Origin of the sequence: Ancylobacter sp. FA202 (assembly GCF_000380205.1) — a bacterium.
Taxonomy (GTDB): domain Bacteria; phylum Pseudomonadota; class Alphaproteobacteria; order Rhizobiales; family Xanthobacteraceae; genus Ancylobacter.
Genome location: NZ_KB904818.1, coordinates 1272125 through 1293621 on the forward strand (window position 1 = coordinate 1272125; position 21497 = coordinate 1293621).

The 21497-nt window shown below is 68.1% G+C and carries 9 protein-coding genes; 5 read left to right on the forward strand and 4 right to left on the reverse strand.

Annotation, left to right across the window (positions count from 1 at the left end; genetic code table 11):
- Positions 1–31 precede the first annotated feature (31 nt).
- The 5 genes from A3M1_RS0105795 to A3M1_RS0105815 all read left to right on the forward strand — a co-directional run bounded on the left by A3M1_RS0105795 (position 32) and on the right by A3M1_RS0105815 (position 4692).
- Positions 32–1204 carry an FAD-binding oxidoreductase gene (locus A3M1_RS0105795; protein WP_018388007.1) on the forward strand — a complete coding sequence of 391 codons (1173 nt, stop codon included), beginning with the start codon at positions 32–34 and terminating at the stop codon, positions 1202–1204.
- A 260-nt stretch (positions 1205–1464) separates the two neighbouring features.
- Positions 1465–1773 (forward strand): DUF2849 domain-containing protein, encoded by a 309-nt coding sequence (locus A3M1_RS0105800; RefSeq protein ID WP_018388008.1) that lies wholly within the window; start codon positions 1465–1467, stop codon positions 1771–1773.
- A gap of 21 nt (positions 1774–1794) precedes the next feature.
- Entirely contained in the window at positions 1795–3450 is a 1656-nt protein-coding gene (locus A3M1_RS0105805; RefSeq protein WP_018388009.1) for a nitrite/sulfite reductase, read from the forward strand.
- Positions 3437–3949, forward strand: coding sequence for a DUF934 domain-containing protein (locus A3M1_RS0105810; RefSeq protein WP_018388010.1), 513 nt, complete (start codon positions 3437–3439; stop codon positions 3947–3949). The genes A3M1_RS0105805 and A3M1_RS0105810 overlap by 14 nt, the downstream gene beginning before the upstream one ends.
- Complete coding sequence (locus tag A3M1_RS0105815; protein WP_018388011.1) at positions 3946–4692, forward strand: phosphoadenylyl-sulfate reductase; 747 nt, start codon at positions 3946–3948, stop codon at positions 4690–4692. The genes A3M1_RS0105810 and A3M1_RS0105815 overlap by 4 nt, the downstream gene beginning before the upstream one ends.
- A 117-nt stretch (positions 4693–4809) precedes the next feature.
- On the opposite strand, the gene A3M1_RS0105820 is transcribed toward A3M1_RS0105815, so the two are convergent.
- From A3M1_RS0105820 to A3M1_RS0105835, 4 genes are all read right to left on the reverse strand, one after another.
- A complete protein-coding gene (locus A3M1_RS0105820) occupies positions 4810–5448 on the reverse strand; it encodes an invasion associated locus B family protein (RefSeq protein ID WP_018388012.1) in 639 nt (212 codons plus the stop codon).
- A 137-nt stretch (positions 5449–5585) separates the two neighbouring features.
- Complete coding sequence (locus tag A3M1_RS0105825; protein WP_018388013.1) at positions 5586–6380, reverse strand: SapC family protein; 795 nt, start codon at positions 6378–6380, stop codon at positions 5586–5588.
- Positions 6381–6527: 147 nt separating this feature from the next.
- On the reverse strand, positions 6528–8333 hold the full coding sequence (locus A3M1_RS0105830; RefSeq protein WP_018388014.1) for a ShlB/FhaC/HecB family hemolysin secretion/activation protein: 1806 nt from the start codon (positions 8331–8333) through the stop codon (positions 6528–6530).
- A gap of 8 nt (positions 8334–8341) precedes the next feature.
- Entirely contained in the window at positions 8342–21451 is a 13110-nt protein-coding gene (locus A3M1_RS0105835) for a GLUG motif-containing protein (protein WP_018388015.1), read from the reverse strand.
- Between the last annotated feature and the right edge of the window lie 46 nt (positions 21452–21497).

The window sequence follows — 21497 nt, forward strand, 5'->3', positions numbered from 1 at the left end:
CCCGGTCGCGCCGCCTTTATGGGTCAAGGCCATGGACGAGACTTACGACGTGCTCATCGTGGGCGGTGCGATCATGGGCGCCGCCACCGCCTACTTCCTCACCCTCGATCCCGCCTTTCGCGGCCGGGTCGGCGTCATCGAACGTGACCCCAGCTTCGCGCAGGCCTCCACCACTCTGTCCGCCGCCTCGCTGCGCCAGCAATTCTCCATTCCGGAGAATATCCGCATGTCGCTGTTCGGGCTGGATTTCCTGAGGAGCGCCAAGGAGCGCTTCGGGCCGGACACCGATCTCGCCTTTCACGAGGGCGGCTATCTCATTCTCGCCAGCGCGGCCGGATTGCCGATCCTCACCGCCAATCACCGCGTCCAGCAGCAGGAGGGCGCCGACATCGCGCTGCTCGACCCCGCCGAACTGAAAGCGACCTTCCCCTGGCTGAATGTCGAGGATCTCGCCGCCGGCGCCTATGGCCGCTCGGGCGAGGGCTGGTTCGACGCCCACGCTTTGCTCGCCTGCCTGCGCGCGGCGGCAAAGGCGCAGGGAGCGCATTTCATCACCGGCGAGGTGGTCGGCCTCACCCGTGACGGCGCGCGCATCACGGGCGCGACGCTGGCGGACGGGCGAAGCCTCAGTTGCGGCGCGCTGGTCAACGCTGCCGGGCCGCGCGCCGGGCGGGTGGCCGCTATGGCGGGCATTCCCCTCCCCGTCGAGGGCAAGAAGCGCTGCGTCTTCGTCGTGCATTGCCGCACGCCGATCGAAAAGCTGCCGCTGCTGGTCGACCCCTCCGGCTTCTATATCCGGCCCGAAGGCGCCTACCAGATCTGCGGCGCGCCGCCGGCAGAAGACAATGACCCCGACGCGGACGGCGATTTCGAGGTCGACTGGTCGGTGTTCGAGGAGAACATCTGGCCGAACCTCGCCCATCGCATCCCGGCGATGGAGGAGCTGAAGGTGGTGCGCGCCTGGGCCGGGCATTACGAGATGAACCTCTTGGACCACAACGCGGTGATCGGCCCGCACCCGGAGGTGGCGAACTTCTACTTCATGAACGGCTTCTCCGGCCACGGCCTGCAACAGGCCCCCGCCGCCGGCCGCGCCATCGCCGAATGGCTGGTGCATGGAAGCTCGCTCTCGCTCGATCTCGGCGTGTTCTCCTATGAACGGATCGCGGCCGGACGCCCGCATGCGGAGCTGAACATTATCTGAGGAGGGGTGGGGGGGGGCCTCCCATCCAACGGCCATCGTCATCCCGGACGGCCGCAGGCCGATCCGGGATCGCGCATGGCTCTTCGGTGACGGCTCTTCGCCACTATCTCCGGCACCAATATCTTCATCATCTCCCATCTAGAATCCACGACAGCCAAGGCCATCACCCTAATTACACGTCATACTTGTGCATTTATTTCTTTTGTACGTTCTAAATTGGTGTGATAGGAAATTAACCCAGAGATGAGAGGGAATAGCGCATGGCCGCGCCGCAACAGCAGAAACTGAAGGTCAACGGCCCCGTCGCCGTCACCGCCAACCGTCTCACCGACGGCGCCGTGGTGTGGCGCACGCCTGCCGGCGGCTGGTCGGTGGAGCTGGCGGACGCCGCCGTGGTGACGACCGCCGATGCCGCCATCGCCCTGCTGACGGAAGCCGGCCAGCGCGATCTCGACGCCGTCGGGCCCTATGTGGCGCCGGTCATCATCGGTGCCGATGGCGCGCTCTCCCCGGGCAATCTGCGCGAGCGCATCCGCGTCGACGGCCCGACCTTCGAACTGCCTCACTGACGCACAAGGCCGATCGCTGACATGTATGCCTATGATGAATTCGACCGCGCCTTTCTGGCCGAACGTGTCGCCGAGTTCCGCGATCAGGTCGGCCGCCGCCTGTCCGGCGCGCTCTCGGAAGACGAGTTCAAGCCGCTGCGGTTGATGAACGGCGTCTATCTGCAGCTGCATGCCTATATGCTGCGGATCGCCATCCCCTATGGCACGCTGAACGCCGCCCAGCTGCGCCGCATGGCCCATGTCGCGCGCGTCTATGATCGCGGCTACGGCCATTTCACCACCCGGCAGAACATCCAGTTCAACTGGATCAAGCTGGACGAGCTGCCCGAAGCGATGGCCGCGCTGGCCGAGGTCGGCGTCCACGGCATCCAGACCTCGGGCAACTGCATCCGCAACGTCACCACCGACCAGTGGGCCGCCGCGACGCCGGAAGAATGCGACGACCCGCGCATCTGGGCGGAGATCCTGCGCCAGTACTCGACGCTGCACCCGGAATTCACCTATCTCCCGCGCAAGTTCAAGATCGCCATCACCGCCGCCGGCCATGACCGTGCGGCGATCAAGGTGCACGATGTCGGCCTGCGCCTGCACCGCAATTCTGAGGGCGAACTCGGCTTCGAGGTGCTGGTCGGCGGCGGGCTCGGCCGCACGCCGTTCGTCGGCAAGTCGATCCGCCCGTTCCTGCCGGCGCGCGAGCTGCTGAGCTACATCGAAGCGATCATGCGCGTGTACAATCAGTACGGGCGCCGCGACAACATCTACAAGGCGCGCATCAAGATCCTGGTGCACGAGATCGGCGCCGAGGAATTCTCCAAGGCGGTCGAGGCCGAATGGGCGGCGATCCGCGACGGTGCGCTGCACCTCACCGACGAGGCCATCGCCGAAATCCGCGACCGCTTCATCTACCCCGCCTTCGCGCCGCTGGAGAACGAGCCGGCCGCGCTGACCGAGGCATTGGCCGACCCGCGTTTCGCCACCTGGCACCGCAATTCCGTGCACGCCCATAAGGTGCCCGGTTATTCGATCGTCACCATTTCCCTGAAGCCCGTCGGCGCCCCTCCGGGCGACGCCACGGCGGACCAGATGGACGTGGTCGCCGACCTCGCCGAACGCTACGGTTTCAGCGAGATCCGCGTCGGCCACGAGCAGAATCTGTGCCTGCCGCATGTGGCGCAGCAGGACCTGCCGGCGCTGTGGGCGGCGCTTGACGCCGCCGGCCTCGCCACGCCGAACGTCAACCTCGTCAACGACATCATCGCCTGCCCGGGGCTGGATTACTGCGCGCTGGCCAATGCCCGCGCCATTCCGGTGGCGCAGGAAATCGCCAAGCGCTTCGCCGATCTCGACCGGGCGCGCGGCGTCGGCCGGCTACACATCAACATCTCCGGCTGCATCAATGCCTGCGGCCACCACCATGTCGGCCATATCGGCATTCTCGGCGTCGAGAAGAACGGCCAGGAATTCTACCAGATCACCCTGGGCGGACGCGCCGACGAGCACGCCCAGCTCGGCACGCTGCTGGGGCCGGCGGTGTCCTATGAGCAGGTGCCCGGCCTCGTCGAGGACGTGGTCGACACCTATATGGAGCTGCGCGCCGGGCCGCAGGAACTCTTCATCGACACCGTCGCCCGCCTCGGCGTCGAGCCGTTCAAGGAGCGCGTCTATGCCGCTCATTGAAAAAGGCGAGATCGTCGAGGACAGCTTCGTTCGCGTGCATGACGACGAGGCGCTGCCGGAAGGCGCGCCGGTGCTGATCGGCCTCGACCGTTTCCTGAAGGAGGCGGAGGCGTTGAAAGGCCGGCAGGCACCCATCGGCCTCATCTGGCCGAACAGCCGGCCGATCGCCGAGATCGCGCCCTATCTCGACCAGCTGGCGCTCATCGCGCTTAACTTCCCCTCCTTCCGCGACGGGCGCGCCTATAGCCAGGCGCGGCTGCTGCGCGAGCGGCTGGGCTGGACCGGCCCGCTGCGCGCCATCGGCAATGTGCTGCGCGACCAGTTCCTGCTGATGGAGCGTTCCGGCTTCGACCAGATCGAGGCGGTCAAGACCGCCGACGCCGAGGCCTTCGACGAGGCGGTGCAGGCCTACACCGTGTTCTACCAGCCGGCGACCGATGCGCGGCCGAGCCTGCTGCGCCAGCGTCTCGGCCGCACCCTTCCGGGAGTACGTTCATGAGCTTCCAGCGCCCCGGCACGGATTTCGCCCCCGCCACGCCCTGCACCGACGAAGTGGGCGGCCTCGCCTGCGCGCTGGCCGATGCCGGCCCGACCGAGATCATCGCCGCCGCCTTGCGTACGCTCGGGCCCGGCCGGCTCTGCCTCGTCTCCTCCTTCGGCACGGAATCCGCCGTGCTGCTGGCCTATGCGGCTGAGGTCGACCGCTCGATCCCCGTCATCTTCCTCGACACCGGCTTTCTGTTCGAGGAAACGCTTTCCTATCGCGACACGCTCGCCGCCCGGCTTGGCCTGACCGATGTGCGCAGCATCCAGCCCGATGCGGCCCGGGTGGCGGCGCTCGATGAAGGGCGCGACCTGTGGTTCACCGACCCCGACACCTGCTGCCGCATCCGCAAGGTGGAGCCGCTGGCGCGGGCGCTGGAAGGTTTCGACGGCTGGCTGAACGGGCGCAAGCGCTACCAGGGCGGCCTGCGCGCCTCGATCCCGGTGGTCGAGCGCGACGGCGCCCGCCTGAAGTTCAACCCGCTGGCCAATCTCGACCGCGCGGGCGTGGAAGCCGCGCACCGGGACTTCGCCCTGCCGGACCATCCGCTGCTGGCCAAGGGCTTCACCTCGGTTGGCTGCATGCCCTGCACCAGCCGTGCCGCCGCCGCCGGCGAGGAGTCCCGCGCCGGCCGTTGGCGGGGCAAGGGCAAGACCGAGTGCGGCATCCACACGCTGCTCAGCACCGTTAGCGCCTGAGCCGCGCGGGCGTTTTCCTCGCCTTCCAGCGCCAGATGAAAAACCCCGCGCACCTCGCGGTGGCGGGGTTTTGTACATGGGGCCGCTGCCGCTCGATTCAGGCCGGCCGCGCGCCGCTCAGAGCAGCGCCTGCAGCCGGGCGAGGCCGGCGGCGAAGCCCTTGAGCGAGACGGTGAACGCCAGCGGCTGGCCGCCCTCGAAGGCGCGGGTGGTGATTTTCAGCTGCTGGCCGGTCTTCATCTGCGCCAGCGTCTCGCCCTCGAAGGCGAACGGCACCATGCAGCCCGCCGGCAGGCAGACCCTGAAGGGCTGCGGCGGCAGCGGGGCGGCCGCGTCGATCTGCATCGTCGCCCCGCTCGTCAGATCGATGCCGAAGGGCAGCGCCAGCACGCCGGTCAGGCTCTTGCCGTCGGCAGCCCCGATCTCGATCGTCAGCGCCCGCTTCTTGCTCTGCGGGTCGGTCTGCACCTGCGTCAGCACGCAGACGCGCCGCCCGCCCGGCAGGCCGCAATTCACCGTCCAGTCCTCGAAGCTCTCCTGCAGCGAGGTCGCTCCGCCCGGCAGCGTGTCGGCGGGCTTGGCGGCGTCCGGCTTGGCGGCGTCCGGCTTGGCGGCGTCCGGCTTGGGCGCCGCCGCAGCGGGCTTGGGCGCCGTCTGCGCCGAGGCCGGGGTCATGGCGGCAGAGGTCATGCCGGCAGTTCCCAGCGCGGCAAAACCCAGCGCGGCGAGCAGGAGGGGGCGAAGCGGACGGGCCATTCGTCGTGTTTCCTTCAAGGAGCGGGCCCCGGCCAGGCGCAGGGACGAGCGGGGACGGTCGGAAAGCCGCCCCCGTCCGGCGCCGCACGCCGGGCGGGGGGTGCCGCGCCGGCGGCTTCGGGCGAAGGGTCGATCGCTCAGGCGGCAGCGGCGGCCTTGGCCGCCTTCGGAGCGGAGGCTTCCACCAGCGTCTGCCAGCCGAGCTGCGAGGCGAGGTGCAGCACCACGAGATCACTCCAGCCTTCGGCATGGAACGTCGCCGCCACATCGGCCGGCAGGGCGCGGAACGCCGCCTCGTCCACCATACGGAAGCCATTGATGACCGCCTCGGGACGCGGTGCCTCAGCGGAATCCTTCGGCGCGTGGTAGTTGATCCGCACCGAGCGATCGACCAGCAGCTTGTGCTCCAGCAGCGCCTTGGCGAAGGCGACGATCCGCAGAGCCTCGATCCGGTAGCTCTCGCAGAACGCCATCGCCGCCTGGCTGGTGGGCGTGGGCTTTCCGGCGGCATCAAAGAAGGCGTCCGCCTCCTCCCCGGACACCTGGTTGACCACGCGCGGAGAGGCGCTGTCGACCGCCAGCATCGGCGCTCCGCCGTTCTCATTGGTCATCGGCACGAAGGGGTAGCGGCGCACATAGCCGGGCACATAGGCCCCCGCCCGCCACTGGCCGTCGCCATCGACGAACAGGTTGCGCCCCGCTGCCACGCCCAGCACGGCGAGCGGCGTGGCGGTGGCGTCGGGCGCGAAGACGATGGGGTAGTGGCGGCTCGCCGGCGCGAATTCGCTGGCCACCAGCGGCACCACGGCGGTGTCGGCGGCGAAGCGGAAATCATGCGCCCGGCGCAAACCGAACGTGCCGTGCTCCTGGCTGCGCAGCAGCATCGGGTTCCGGTAGAACAGCGGCAGGGCGGAAGCGGCGGTGGATGTCATGGATGTTTCCTCACGTCAAAAGCAGTTTTCCGCCGGGCACCCGGCGACAGCCGCGTCAGGTCGCCCGGGTCGGCGCACCGGCGCCGCGCGGCTCCCAAGGCGCTGCCGCGCGGCGGGAGGGCGTCGGCCCGGCACAGGCTCCCGGACTTAATAGCTGACATAGATGCGGGCTTGAACCGTGATATCGCCCGGCCGGCTGTAGATCGCATCGGTCAGGGCGACGCCGGCGACCAGGCTGGCGGTCAGGTTCCGGTTGAACGTGTAGTCGACGCCGAGGCCGACGCCGGCAAGCGAGAAATCCTCATGCGCCACGGGGCCGAGTTCGCTCTCATAGCCGAACAGATGCCCCCAGCCGACATCGAGAAAGGCGTAGGGCGAAACCTCGTCGGTGACGTTCGCCACACCGAGCTTCGAGAGCAGCGGGAAGGCCGGGGTGCGCAGTTCGTTGCGCCAGACGAAGCCGGTATCCACCGTGGCATCGTCCAGCGTGTAGCCCCGCGTCGCATACAGGCCGCCCAGGCTCAGCTGCTCCGTGCTCGGCAGCGGCTGGCCGGCCGCGACCCCCGAGAGCTGGCTCACCCAGGACAGGCCCTTGGGCAGCCGCGTCAGCCGTGTGATGTCGGCGCCGCCATAGACATAGGTCAGGTCGGTGACGCGCCCGGCGGAATAGGCGCTCCAGTCGGCCGCGGTGTTGCCGCCCAGCACCCCGCCCGGATTGGCCACCAGCCGCGCCTCGAGGCTGGTCGTGCCCCATGCGTCGGAGCGCGCCACCACCCAGCCCAACATCATCTGGAACAGATCGGCCGAGGCGCCGCCAATGTCGGCGCCATCGAAATAGCTGCCACGTGACACCGTCTTGCCGGACGCGCCGACGATGAGATCACCGGCGAACACACCCGGCAGCAGGTTGGAGATCGCCGTGCGGTAGATGATCGGCAGTTCAAACGTCATATTGTCGAAGGCGAAGACGGTGCCCACCTCGTTCTGCCGGGTGGCGACATAGTTGGGCGCGATTTCCACGCTCTGGCGCGCCCCGGTGCCGATCACCACGCGGGCGGACTGGCTGTAATAGTTCGGCTGCGTGGCGCCCGCGCCCACGGAAGCGGGGTCGGCCCAGAAATCCGCGCTGCCGGTGACCTGATAGGACACGAAGCTCTCCGGCAGCCCCGGAAGCATGGCTCCAAAGCCGGCATAGTAGCGGTCGAAGCCGGTCGAATGCGTGCCGGTATTGGACGCGCCGGAGAAGATCTGCCACGGCTTCTGCGGCGTGACCTCCAGCGTCAGCGTGCTCAGCCCGAGATCGTCGCCGGGCGCGAACACCGCATTGACCGTGCGGTAGGGATGGCGGTTGAGCCAGGTCAGGTCTTCATCCAGCGCGGGCGCCCAGATGCGCTGGCCGGGCGCGGCGCGCAGCCGCGCGGTCAGATCGGCCTCGGTTCCCGGCGTCGCCCCGATCACCCGGATGGCGCCGGTGCGGAATTCCACCACCCGCAGCACCAGCACGCCCCCGGTCACTTCCTGCGGCGGCAGCACCACCGAAACGAAAGGATAGCCGGCCGCGCGATAGGCCTTGGCGATGGCCGCCTGGATCTCGCTGATGCGCTTGAGGGTGAGCGACTGGCCCAGGAACGGCGCCAGCGCCTTTTCCAGCGGCAGGCGCTCGATCGCGCCGATACTGCCAACACGGATGCCGGGCGCCGGCCGCGACGGGAGGCCTTCGGTCGGCCCGACCAGCGTGAGACCGGCCAGCAGGATGCCGAGCGGGCTGTCATCGGCGCTGCCGGCAAGATCCTGCGGGCCAAGCACGACGCCCCCCTGGCCGGAAATGACCGGCGGCAGATTGCGCTCGATCGGCGCCACGCGCTGCGCCTGCGCCGGCGACACGCCGAGGCCGGCCAGCAGCGCAAGCGCCGCGCCGACCAGCAAGCGGGGAGTGAGGGCGGCGGCAGGCATGGCGGTCCTCACGGCACGTTGAAGGCCAGCCAGCGGCCAAAGAAGCGATTGTCCGGGTGAGGCAGGCTGGCACAGACCGCCGGACCGCCTTCGCACGCACGCGCCGAGCCGTCCTCGTCGTCATCCGTGCCTTGCTCGCTCTCGCTCACCAGGACGAAGGTGTCCATCGTCACCACCCACTGGTCCTGCGGCGTCTGGGGAACGAACACGCTCGGCGGTACGATGATGACGGGCTGAGTGTTGAGAACGGCAAGTTCGCCGGGCACATAGGTCATAGCATAATTGGCCGAGAGCGAGAGGCTGCCCTGCAGGATCGGGTAGAGGCCGGGCGACGAGCCGGACGTGGCCGTGGTCGCCAGCGCGCCGGTGAAGGCATCGCCATTCACCAGGCTGCCGCTGGCCAGTGTGTAGGTCAGCACCGGCACCGGCGCACCCGACAGCATGGACTGGTTGTCAGCGACGACCGTCACGCCCCGCTGGTCGATCGTCACATCAGCCGCGACATAGGTCAGCGCGTAGTTGGAGGAGGCGCTGAGCGTGCCCTGGGTGATGGCATAGGTGCCGACATTTGATGTCGACGAGGCTGTCGTCGCCAGCGCCCCGGCGAGGCTGTCGCCATTGACCAGATCGCCCGAGGTGATCTCATAGGTCAGATCCGGCACGGCATTGCCATAAATCATGGCCTGCGCGTCGGCGGTCACGGTGATGGCCCGCGCCTCCACCGCGAAGCTGCCCTGGACATAGGTCAGCGCGTAATTGCCCGAGGCCGCCCCCGACAGCGTGCCGCCGGTCGCCGTGGTGAGATAGCTGTCGCCGACATTCGAGAGCGAGGTCGCATCCGTGCTCACCGTCACCCCGGTCAGCAGCGCCCCGGTCTGGTCGTTCTTCCAGCCCGAGGTGGTGTAGCCGAGCGTCGGCACCGCATCGCCATAGACCATCTCGCCATTATCGGCGGTCACGGTCAGCGTCGCCTGCGTCACCGCGAAGCTGCCAGCGACATAGGTCAGCGCGTAATTGCCCGACGCCGCCCCCGACAGCGTGCCGCCCGTCGCCGTCGTGACGTAGCTGCTGCCGACATTGGACAGCGAGGTCGCGTCGGTGGTCACGTCCACCCCGGTCAGCAGCGCCCCGGTCTGGTCGTTCTTCCAGCCCGAGGTGGTGTAGCCGAGGCTCGGCACCGCGTCGCCATAGACCATGTCGCCATTATTGGCGGTCACGGTCAGCGTCGCCTGCTCCACCGCGAAGCTGCCCTGGACATAGGTCAGCGTGTAATTGCCCGAGGCCGCCCCCGACAGCGTGCCCCCTGTTGCCGTCGTGACGTAGCTGGTGCCGACATTCGAGAGCGAGGTCGCATCCGTGCTCACGTCCACCCCGGTCAGCAGCGCCCCGGTCTGGTCGTTCTTCCAGCCTGATGTGGTGTAGCCGAGCGTGGGCACCGCGTCGCCATAGACCATGTCGCCATTATCGGCGGTCACGGTCAGCGTTGCCTGCGTCACCGCGAAGCTGCCAGCGACATAGGCCAGCGCGTAATTGCCCGAGGCCGCCCCCGACAGCGTGCCGCCGGTCGCCGTCGTGACGTAGCTGGTGCCGACATTGGAGAGCGAGGTCGCGTCGGTGCTCACGTCCACCCCGGTCAGCAGCGCCCCGGTCTGGTCGTTCTTCCAGCCTGATGTGGTGTAGCCGAGCGTGGGCACCGCGTCGCCATAGACCATGTCGCCATTATCGGCGGTCACGGTCAGCGTTGCCTGCGTCACCGCGAAGCTGCCAGCGACATAGGCCAGCGCGTAATTGCCCGAGGCCGCCCCCGACAGCGTGCCGCCGGTCGCCGTCGTGACGTAGCTGGTGCCGACATTGGAGAGCGAGGTCGCGTCGGTGCTCACCTCGACCCCGGTCAGCAGCGCCCCGGTCTGGTCGTTCTTCCAGCCCGAGGTGGTGTAGCCGAGCGTCGGCACCGCGTCGCCATAGACCATCTCGCCATTATCGGCGGTCACGGTCAGCGTCGCCTGCGTCACCGCGAAGCTGCCAGCGACATAGGTCAGCGCGTAATTGCCGCTCGCCGCCCCCGACAGCGTGCCGCCCGTCGCCGTCGTGACGTAGCTGCTGCCGACATTCGAGAGCGAAGTGGCGTCGGTTGTGACGTCGACCCCGGTCAGCAGCGCCCCGGTCTGGTCGTTCTTCCAGCCCGAGGTCGTGTAGCCGAGCGTCGGCACCGCATCGCCATAGACCATCTCGCCATTATCGGCGGTCACGGTCAGCGTCGCCTGCGTCACCGCGAAGCTGCCCTGGACATAGGTCAGCGCGTAATTGCCCGATGCCGCCCCCGACAGCGTGCCGCCTGAAGCCGTGGTGAGATAGCTGTCGCCGACATTGGACAGCGAGGTCGCGTCGGTGGTCACGTCCACCCCGGTCAGCAGCGCCCCGGTCTGGTCGTTCTTCCAGCCCGAGGTCGTGTAGCCGAGGCTCGGCACCGCGTCGCCATAGACCATGTCGCCATTATCGGCGGTCACGGTCAGCGTCGCCTGCGCGACCGTCGCCGAATTGGTGCCGTAATAGAAGACGCGATAGCTCACGCCATCCGTGCTGGTGGCCGACCCGTTCTGCGACGCGAGGGCGACCGACTGGGTCCCGGCATTGGTGGTTGGATCGACCGTGATCGTGCCGCCCGTGAGGGTCACGGTGTCATCCGCGCTGCCGAAGACATAGCTGGCCGGCCCGCCGACGCCGCTGGCCGAGGTGACGGTGGCGGTGCTGTCGCCATAGGTCGAGCTGGAGGCCGTGGTGTCCACCCAGACCACCGCGTTCACCGCATAGAGCTGCGGATAATAGCCGGCGCTGGGCGGGGCCCAGACGGTGGTGAAATCCCAGCCCTGGCCGCCGGCCAGCGTCATGAAGCTGGCGGTGTCCTGGAATTGGGCGGTGGTCAGGCCGGTGGCGCCGGAGCTGATGCCGGAGCCGAAGGCGAACTCCTGCCCGGTCGTATCGGTATCCCAGAACGAGGCGGTGACGGTGCCGGTCTGCTGCACCCCGGCCAGACCGCCGACAAATCCGTCCGAGGCCGTCAGCGCTCCCGTGGCGTAAGCCTGGCTGATATCACCGGCATTCCAGCCGACAAGGCCACCGATATACATCACGCCCGAGACGCTGCCGGTGGCATAGACGCTCGTTAGGCTGCCGCCGTCATTCCAGCCGACCAGCCCGCCGACGCTGTTGGCTTGCCCTTCCACCGCTCCCGACGCATAGGACAGGGTGATTGAACCGGTGCTGGTGCCGACCAGCCCGCCCACCTTGTCGCCCTGCCCGCTCACCGCCCCGGTGGCATAGGAGGAGGAGATCGACCCCTCATTGCGTCCAACGAGGCCGCCCGCCTCCTGGTCGGTGGCCGTCACGGCCCCCGTGGCATAGGAGGCGGTGATCGAGCCGGCGCTCCAGCCCACGAGCCCGCCGACCTGACCGGCGCCCGCAACACTACCCGTCGCATAGCTGTTTTCGATCGTGCCGTAGCTGGAGCCCGCCAGCCCGCCAGCTATCGTGGTCCCACCCGAGGCCGACACCGTGCCGGTCGCGGAGCTGTTGGTGATGTTCATCCCGCCGGCCGAGCCGACAAGGCCGCCCGCCGTCGCCTCGTCCGACACGGTCGCCACCACGGCGCCGGACGCCGAGGAGCCGGTGATCGTGCCATAGTCAGCCTTGCCGACGAGCCCACCCGCCGCTGTGGAGGACGAATTCGCATTCAGGGTGACGTCGCCGCTGGCGGTGCTGCCGGTGATGCTGCCATCCAGCATAAAGCCGACCAGTCCGCCGGCGGCGTCCCAGAAGGCGGTGACATCGCCGCTGGCCGAGCCATTGGTGATGCTGCCGGAATCCATCTGGCCGACCAGACCGCCGATCGGCGAATTGCCGGTTACAGCGCCCGACGCCTGGACATTGGTGAGCGTGCCGCTGTTCTGCCCGACCAGGCCGCCGACGGTATTGTCGGTCGACAGACCCACATCGCCGCTGGCGGAGGAGTCCGAGATGGCGCCGGTGTTGGTGCCAACCAGCCCGCCGGAGGTCCAGCCCGTCACGACACCCGAGGCGCTCGATCCGGAAATCGTGCCGCCGTCATTGTAGCCGGCCAGCCCGCCGGCATAGTTGGTGGCGGCGACGGCGACGCCGGAGACGACGTTGCTGATGGTGCCCTTGCTGTAGGCGACCAGGCCGCCGGAATAGAGGAGCGAGCCGGAAATACTGCCGCCTGAAAGCGTCAGGTCGCTGAACACCGCGCTGGTTTCGGCATAGCCGAACAGGCCGTTGTAATTGGCGTTGCGCGCAATGGTCAGGCCGGCAATGTCGTGGCCCTGTCCGTCCAGCGAACCGGTGAAGGCGGTGGAGGCATCGCCCTCGCTGCCGAGCGACAGCCAGCCATACGTGCTCCAGATGTCGGAGGCATCCGTGCCCTCGGTGGCCGAGGCGTCGATATCATCGGTCAGGACATAATTCGCGCCGAGATCGGCGCCGATCAGCGCCAGCTGGTGCAGATTATTGACGGTGATGACGCCATCGACCGCCTCCGCCGCTTCCCAGCGGCCGATGGGGCGCATGTCGCCGGTCTGGTACCAGACCGTGTCGAAGTTCCAGCCGACATAGGCGGCGGAGGTGCGGGCCTCTGCCGTGGTGAGGCCGGTGATACCGTCGGAAGAACCGCTGCCGGTCGCGCTGGAATGGCCGGAGGTGCCCATGTCCCAGAAGGAGAGGGTGACGGTGCCGCCGTTTCGAAATCCAATCAGGCCCGCGATGTTGCTCGTGCCCGAAACCGCTCCGGAGGCATAGACCTGCGAGATGGTGCCGCCGACCATGTACCCGGCGAGCCCGCCTACCGAATCGCTCCCGCTCACCTGGCCTGTGGCATAGGCATAGGAAAGCGTCGCCGCCGCCCCGAACTGACCGATGAGGCCGCCGACATTGTTTCTGCCGCTCACACTGGCCGTGGAATAGACCTCGGACGCCCTACCGTTCAGCTGCCCCACCAGCCCGCCGACATAATCCAGCCCGGTGATGCTGCCGCCGACGAGGCCGACATTCGTGATGGTCTTGTTGGCGGCGACATAGCCGAACAGGCCGACATGATTGGTCGTCGGCCGGTTGATCGTCAGGCCCGAGATAATATGGCCCTGGCCGTCGAAGCTGCCGAAAAACCGCTCCGCATCGCTGCCGAGCGGCACGAAGCCGCCGGCGCCCCAGATGCCGGCGGCGTCGGTGCCTGCCGTGGCGGCGGCGTCGATATTAGCTCCCAGCACATAGCTGCCTTCGAGGTTGGTGCCGATCAGCGCCAGCTGGTGCAGGTTGGAAACGGTGACGACGCCGCTGACCGCGCTCGCGGCTTCCGCCCGCAGGATCGGGCGCATATCCGCCGTCTGGTACCAGACGTTGTCGAAGTCCCAGCCGACATAGGACGCGGCATCACGCGCCTGCTCGGTTGAGAGACCGGTGCCGCCGTCGGCGCTGCCGGTGCCGACGGCGGCAGACTGGCCGGTGGTGCCCTCGTCCCAATAGGACGAGGTGATCGTCGAACTGTTGGACCCGACCAGCCCGCCTGTGGCGGTGGTGCCGGTGACGTGCCCGCTGGCGTAGACCTGATCGAGGCTGGTGCGGTTGTCGCCGACGAAGCCGCCGACAGTGCCGGTGCCGGACACGGCGCCGAGCGCATAGCTCTGGGAAATCGCACCGTTGCTCTGGCCGATGAACCCGCCGACAGTGCTCGTGCCGGCAACGCTTCCCGACGCATAGGAGGTGGTGATGCCGATGCCCGAACCGCTCAAGCCGACCAGGCCGCCGACCGTGCTCGCCCCACTCACGGCCCCGGTGGCATGGCTGAGAGACAGGCCGGCTTCGAGATAGCCGACCAGCCCGCCGACATAATCCCCCGTGGTGGTGACATCGCCGGTGGCATAGGCATTGGAAATCGCCGCCCCGGAGATGCCGACCAGACCGCCGACATAATCGCCGGTGCCGGCGACATCGCCGGTGGCATAGACCCGCTGCAGCGTTCCCTGCGTGCTGGTATTGCCGATCAGCCCACCGACCTGGGTGGTGCCGGAGACGTCGCCGGTGGCGTAGCTGTCGGAGACGGGGAAATTGGCATAGCCCACCAGCCCGCCGGAAGAGGCGGCCGTGGCGGCGACGTTGCCGGTCGCATGCGAACCGGTGATGCTCTCGGCGCTCCGGCCCGCCAGCCCGCCGACATAGCCGGTGCCCGACACGGCGCCGGTGGCATGGCTCGTGCCGATGGTGGCGTTGGCGTAGCCGACCAGCCCGCCGGAATAGCTGTCGGTGGCGGTGACGCTCCCCTGCGCGTAGGAGGCGGTGATCGCCTGATAATTGATGCCCGCCAGCCCGCCGACATAGCCGGTGCCCGACACGGCGCCGGTGGCATAGCTCGTGCCGATGGTGGCGTTCGCATAGCCGACCAGCCCGCCGGAATAGCTGTCGGTGGCGGTGACGGCGCCGCTGGCATGGGAGCCGGTGATCGCGGCATAGTTGATGCCCGCCAGCCCGCCGACATAGCCGGTGCCGGAGACAGCGCCGGTCGCGTAGCTGCTGCCGATGGTGCCGCCCGCATAGCCCACCAGCCCGCCGGCATAGTCGCCGGTGGCGGTGATGGTGCCGGTGGCATGGGACCCGGTGATCGCGGCCGAGCTGCGGCCGGCCAGCCCGCCGGCATAGCCGGCGCTCGACACGTCGCCGGTGGCATAGCTGTCGCCGATCGTGGCGTTGGTATCGCCCACCAGCCCGCCGGCCATCGTGTAGGTGCCGTCGGCGGAAACGTCGCCCGTGGCATGGCTGGAGGTGATCGCGATCGCCCCCGCCGAGCCGACGAGGCCGCCCGCTGTCGCCTGCTCCGCCGCGGTCGCCACCACGGCGCCGGACGCCGAGGAGCTGACGATCGTGCCATTTTCACCCTGGCCGACGAGCCCACCCGCCGCTGTGGAGGAGGAGTTGGCGTTGAGGGTGACGTCGCCGCTGGCCGTGCTGCCGGCGATGCTGCCCGCCACCATATAGCCGACAAGGCCGCCGGCATTGGTCCAGAAGGCGGTGACGTCGCCGCTGGCCGAGGCGTTGATAATGCTGCCGGACGTCAGCTGCCCGACCAGGCCGCCGATCGGCGAATTGCCGGTGACAGTACCCGTCGCCTGGACATTGGTCAGCGTGCCGCCGGCATTCTCGCCGACCAGCCCGCCGACCGTATTGTCGCTCGCCAGCCCGACATTGCCGCTGGCGGAGGAGTCCGAAATGGCACCGGTATTGAAGCCAACCAGCCCGCCCGAGGTCCAACCCGTCACGACACCCGAGGCGCTCGACCCGGAAATGCTGCCGCCGGCATTATAGCCGACCAGCCCGCCGGCATAATTCACGGCGGCGACGGCGACGCTGGAGTCGACGTTGCTGATGGTCCCCATATTGTAGGCGACCAGGCTGCCGGAATAGTTGCCCGAGCCGGATATGCTGCCGCCGGAAAGCGTCAGGTCGCGGATCACGGCGCTGGTGCCGGCATAGCCGAACAGGCCTTTATAACTGGCGCTGCGGGCGATGGTCAGATCGGAAATGGTGTGGTCGTCGCCATCGAGCGTGCCGGTGAACGGCGTGGCCGCGCTGCCGAGCGGCACCCAGCCCTGCGTGCTCCAGATATCGGCGGCATTCGTGCCCGCTGTGGCGGCGGCGTCGATATCGGCGGTCAGGACATAATCCGCGCCGAGATCGACGGCGATCAGCGCCAGCTGGTGCAGGTTCGAGACGGTGATGACGCCATCCACCGCCGCCGCCGCTTCCGAGCGCAGGATCGGGCGCATGTCGCCGGCCTGGTACCAGTCGGTATCGAAGTCCCAGCCGACATAGGCGGCGGAGGTGCGCGCCTCAACGGTGGTGAGGCCGGTCACGCCGTCGGCGGAACCCGTGCCGACGCCGCTGGACTGGCCGCTGGTCCCCATGTCCCAGTAGGACAAGGTGACGGTTACGCTATTGTTCTCGCCGATCAACCCGCCGAAGGTGCTGAGGTCCGCGCCCGACCCCTCGGCGGAAACCGCGCCGGAGGCATAGGCCTGCGAGATCGTGCCTTGCGCCGCCTCGCCGACGAGCCCGCCGACCTTGTTGTCACGCCCGGTCACAGAACCGAGGGCATAGCTCTGCTCGATGCTTCCCCCGTCCAGGGTCCCCACCAGGCCGCCAATGGCTTGGCCGCCCGATACGGCACCGCTGGCGTAGCTTTGCGTGATGGTGGTGCCGCTCACAGAGCCGACCAGCCCACCCGCCCGTTCATTGCCCGAGACCGAGCCGGTGGCGTAGGATTGCGCAATGGAGCCATTCTGGTCTTCGCCGACCAGGCCACCCGCATAGCCCGCGCCCTCCACCGTGCCCGTGGCGAAGGAACCGGTGACGCTCGACCCGTCCAGCCAGCCGATCAGGCCGCCCACGGAATAGCCGCCGGTGACATTTCCCGTGGCATGGCTGTTGGTGAGCGTGCTTCCGGCGAGGTAGCCGATCAGCCCGCCTTTCGAATTGCCCGAGGTTTCGCCCGCGGTCCCGACGGTCCCGCTGGCGGAGGAGTTCGAAATGGTGCCGCCCGTGACAGATCCGACCAGGCCGCCGGCCAGATCACCGGTGATCGTGCCGGACGCGCTCGATCCCGAAATGCTGCCACCGTCAAGCGTGCCGACCAGGCCGCCTATATTGTTCGAACCTGCAACGGACACACCCGAGACGACATTGATGATGGTGCCCTTGCTGTAGCCGACCAGCCCGCCCGTATTGGTCCCCAGGCCGGAAATACTGCCGCCTGAAAGCGTCAGGTCGCGGAACACGGCGCTGGTGCCGGCATAGCCGAACAAACCATTGTAATCGCTGTCGCGCGCGATGGTCAGCCCGGCAATGCCATGGCTGTCGCCGTCGAGCGTGCCGGTGAAGGCGGTGGTGTCGCTGCCGATCGCCATCCAGCCCTTCGTGCTCCAGATGCCGGCGGCATTGGTGCCCGCTGTGGCGGTGGCGTCGATATCGCCGGCGAGCACATAGCTGCCGGCGAGATTTGTCCCGATCAGGGCCAGCTGGTGCAGGTTGGTGACGGTGATGACGCCATCCACCGCGCTCGCGGCTTCCGAGCGCAGGATCGGGCGCATGTCGCCGGCCTGGTACCAGTCATTGGCGAAATCCCAGCCGACATAGGAGGCGGCATTGCGGGCCTGCGCGGTGGTGAGGCCGGTCAGGCCGCTGGAGCTGCCGGAACCGACACCTCCCAGCATGTTGGAGGTTTGCTTGTCCCAATAGGAGGAGACGATGGTGGCGCCGCTATTGGTTCCGATAAAGCCGCCAGTTGCGCTAAAGCCGGTGACTTTGCCGGTGGCATAGGCTTGGGTGATGGTTCCCGACGCCGCGAGCCCGATCAGCCCGCCCGCGCTGCCGCCGGCGTTCACGTCACCCAGCGCGTAGCTCTTGGTGACGTTGCCGGTGGCATAGCCGATCAGGCCGCCCGCATATTCGCTGCTGGCCTTGACCTTGCCGGTGGCGTAGCCGTTGGAGACCGCGCCTTCGCTTCGCCCGACCAGCCCGCCGACTTGGTTTTGGCCGGTCACCTCGCCGCTCGCGTAACTATCGGTGATCGCGGCTGTCGCGTAGCCGACCAGACCGCCGACATAGGTCGCGCCGTTGCTCACCGCGCCGGTCGCGTAGGAAGTCGCGATTGCGACATCGCTTCGACCGATGAGACCGCCGACATAATTGCCGTTCGGCGCCCTCACGCTCACGGCGGCATGGGAGCCGGTGACGGTTCCCCCGGAAGCCTTGCCGATCAGCCCCCCTACATAGCTTCCGCCCAACATAGACCCGGACGCATAGGCCCCGGTCACGCTTCCGCCGTCCATGGAGCCGACCAGCGTGCCGACATTGTCGCGCCCCTTCACGCTGGCGGCGACCAGGCCGACATCGTTCAGGAAGGCATCCCCGCTGATGGACCCGAACAGGCCGACATTGTCTGTGCTCGCCCGGTTGATCACGAGCCCGTCGATGGTGTGACCCGCGCCGTCGAATGTGCCGGTGAAAGCGTCCGATGCGCTGCCGATCGGCACGAAGCCGCCCGCGCCCCAGATATCCGAGGCATTCGCGCCATAGGTGGCGGCAGCGTCGATATCGCCGGCGAGCACATAGTCCGCGTCGAGATTGGTCGCCACCAGCGCCAGCTGGTGCAGGTTGGTGACGGTGATGACGCCATCGACCGCCGCCGCCGCCTCGGAGCGCAGGATCGGGCGCATGTCGGCGGACTGGAACCAGACCGTGTCGAAGTCCCAGCCGACATAGGAGGCGGCGTCGCGCGCCTGCGCCGTGGTGAGGCCATAGCTGTCGTCCGAGCCGGCGGAATGGGCCTGGCCGGTGGTGTCAATGTCCCAATAGGAGCTGCTGACGGTTCCCCAGGTGGTATTGGTGCCGACAAGGCCGCCGACCGCGCTCGTGCCCGTGACGATGCCGGTGGCATACGTCGTGTCGATGGTGGCGTCCCAATTGGCCCCGACGAGACCGCCCACATTGGTGGTGCCGGTGACGCTTCCGAGCGCGTAGGAGTTCTGCACCAGACCATAATTGGTGCCGACGAGCCCGCCAGTGTTGGATCCACCCGTGACGGCGCCGGTCGCATAGGAGTTCTGCACGGCCATGCCGTTCAAGCCGACCAGTCCGCCGACAGTGTCGCCCGTGGCCGTCACCGCTCCCGTGGCATAGCTCTCGGAGACCATGTCTCCAGTGGAGCCGGCAAGGCCGCCGACGTAATTTCGGCCATTCACCGCTCCCGTCGCATAGGACCGGGTTATGGACGCCTGCGAGTTTCCGGCAATCCCTCCGACATAATCGACGCCGCTCACGGACCCGGTTGCGGACGAGTCAAAGATGCCGCCGCCGCCGCCGGCATTGAGTCCGACGAGGCCGCCGACAAAGATTCCGCTGCCCACCACGGACAGGTTGCTCGACACGTTGGAGACTTGGCCGGCCGCCAAGCCTGCCAGCGCGCCCACGCTGCTATTGCCAACCACGCTGCCGCCGACGAGGCCGAGATTGCGGATCGCCGAGCCATAGTTGGCAAAGCCGAACAGGCCGACATAATCCGTGGTCGGCCTATAGATGACCAGCCCGGTGACGACGTGCCCCAGCCCGTCGAGCGTTCCGGTGAACGTCGCGTTCTCATTTCCGATCGGCACGAAGCCCGCGCCCGAATTCCACGTCGCCGTCGCGCTGGCGTCGATGTCGCGGCCGAGCGCATAGGTGCCGGAAAGGTTGGTGTTGATGGCCTGGAGATTATCGACCGTGTTCACCAGCATATAGGCGGTGAGCGTCGTGCTTGCGCCCGCATTGCCGGAATAGTCGGTCGCCGCCGTATAGCTCGACGGGTTGTAATAAAGCGACACGCCGCCATCAGCCGTCGCGCTCACGCCGGACCCGAAGGTCACCGTGCCCACCCCGGTGCCGGTATTGTCGGCGCGCAGAATGATGCTGGAGCCGGAGCCGCCGGCGAGATTCGCGTTCACCGCGATGCTGCCATAAGCCGAGAGCGTCAGCGTCGAGCCGCTGGACCAGCTCACCGCATCCGCCACCGTGATGGTGCCGGCCTGGCTGCCGCCGGTGCCTGTTGTGACCACGACATTGGCGGTGGCGAGCGCATTAGTCAGCGTCGTCACGTTGAGCACGCTGTCATCGCCATTGGCGCTGAAGCCCGACATGGTGCTGTCGGCAGCGTTGGAAATGGTAAGATTATAGGGGTCGAGCAGCAGCGTACCGAACTGGCCGCTGGCGCTGGTCAAGTCCGCCGTGCCGGTGAAGGCGAGCTGCGCCTTGCCGGAGACTTCCGCATCGCCGCCCGCGCCGGTGCCGGCGCCGGTGGCGATTATGGAGCCGGCAAAGGATGTCCGCACATCCGACCACACCACCACATTGCCGCCCGCCCCGGCCGTGCCGGAGGCCTGGATGCGCGCGCCGGCCTCCACCGTCACCGTCTGCGCGGTGGCCACCGCCTCGCCCAGATGGTTCTTGGCGGCATCCTTGCCGCCCTGGTAGTCGCCGCCGACCAGCACCAGCCCGCCATTTGTGCCGGAGGCATCGAGCAGGGCGGCGCTGTTGAGGGTGATATCGCTACCCTCCACCACGATGGAGCCGCCCGCGGCCTTCTTCCCCGCCGCGTCGAGCGTGCCGGCGACCTTCACCTTGGTGCCGGAAACCTTGATCGAGCCGCCCTTGCCATTCGCCTTGCGGGCCGAGACCTTCTGGCTGACGCTGACCGACCCGCCCGCGCCGGCGGTGAGGAACACCCGCCCGCCCTTGGTCGCCACGCCCGTCGCCTTGGTCAGGCTGGTGGTGTTGCCGGCCAGCGCATAGACATTGCCGCCATTGGCCTTCAGCTCGACCTCGGCCGCCTTGATCACCCCGCGCGTGGTCGCCTCGGTGTCCGCCCCGCCGACCTTGACCACGAACTTGCCGTCGGAGAGCGCGCCGTCCCGCACCAGAACCTCATAGCCGGCGACAAGTGCCGCCGTGCCCTCGGGCGCGGTGATGGTGCCGGCATTGTCCACCTTGCGGGCGATCAGCGCCACATCGCCGCCGAGCGCGCCGATGGTGCCGTAATTGGTGATCGACGCGGTGCTGGTGCCGCGGAAGGTCATGGCGCCGCCGGCCATGAACTCCCCATCCGACACATCATGGGTGGAGGCGATGAAACTGCCACCGGTGAGGACGCTGCCGTCCGCCCCGATGGTGACGCCGTTGGGGTTGACGAGATAGAGGCTGCCCGAAGCCGACAGCGAGCCGTCGATCTGCGAGGGCGAGAAGCCGGTGACGCGGTTCAGCGTCGCCCCGGTGCCGTTCTCGAAGCGCACGGAATTGCCGGCCCCGACGGAGAACGAGCCCCAGTTGATGATGGCGTTGCGCGAGCTCTGCGTCACCAGCACGCTGGTGGCAGAGGTCGCCGCCACGCTCGCCGCGCCGGCGGCGACGCTGGGCGCGGTGGGTAGTGCGCTTTGGGAAAGGGCAGGCAGGCTGGAGGCGAGAAACGCGGCGCTGGCCAGGAACTGTGCGGCAGCAACCCCGCGGGTACGGGGGGACGAAGTGAACCGCATGCTTTCTCACAGCCCAAGGGGAAATACCCACTGTGCTACCTACCAT

Coding starts and splice junctions, on each gene's coding strand:
- A3M1_RS0105795 (WP_018388007.1), top strand. CDS start 32: ATGGACGAGACTTACGACGTGCTCATCGTGGGCGGTGCGATCATGGGC.
- A3M1_RS0105800 (WP_018388008.1), top strand. CDS start 1,465: ATGGCCGCGCCGCAACAGCAGAAACTGAAGGTCAACGGCCCCGTCGCC.
- A3M1_RS0105805 (WP_018388009.1), top strand. CDS start 1,795: ATGTATGCCTATGATGAATTCGACCGCGCCTTTCTGGCCGAACGTGTC.
- A3M1_RS0105810 (WP_018388010.1), top strand. CDS start 3,437: ATGCCGCTCATTGAAAAAGGCGAGATCGTCGAGGACAGCTTCGTTCGC.
- A3M1_RS0105815 (WP_018388011.1), top strand. CDS start 3,946: ATGAGCTTCCAGCGCCCCGGCACGGATTTCGCCCCCGCCACGCCCTGC.
- A3M1_RS0105820 (WP_018388012.1), bottom strand. CDS start 5,448: ATGGCCCGTCCGCTTCGCCCCCTCCTGCTCGCCGCGCTGGGTTTTGCC.
- A3M1_RS0105825 (WP_018388013.1), bottom strand. CDS start 6,380: ATGACATCCACCGCCGCTTCCGCCCTGCCGCTGTTCTACCGGAACCCG.
- A3M1_RS0105830 (WP_018388014.1), bottom strand. CDS start 8,333: ATGCCTGCCGCCGCCCTCACTCCCCGCTTGCTGGTCGGCGCGGCGCTT.
- A3M1_RS0105835 (WP_018388015.1), bottom strand. CDS start 21,451: ATGCGGTTCACTTCGTCCCCCCGTACCCGCGGGGTTGCTGCCGCACAG.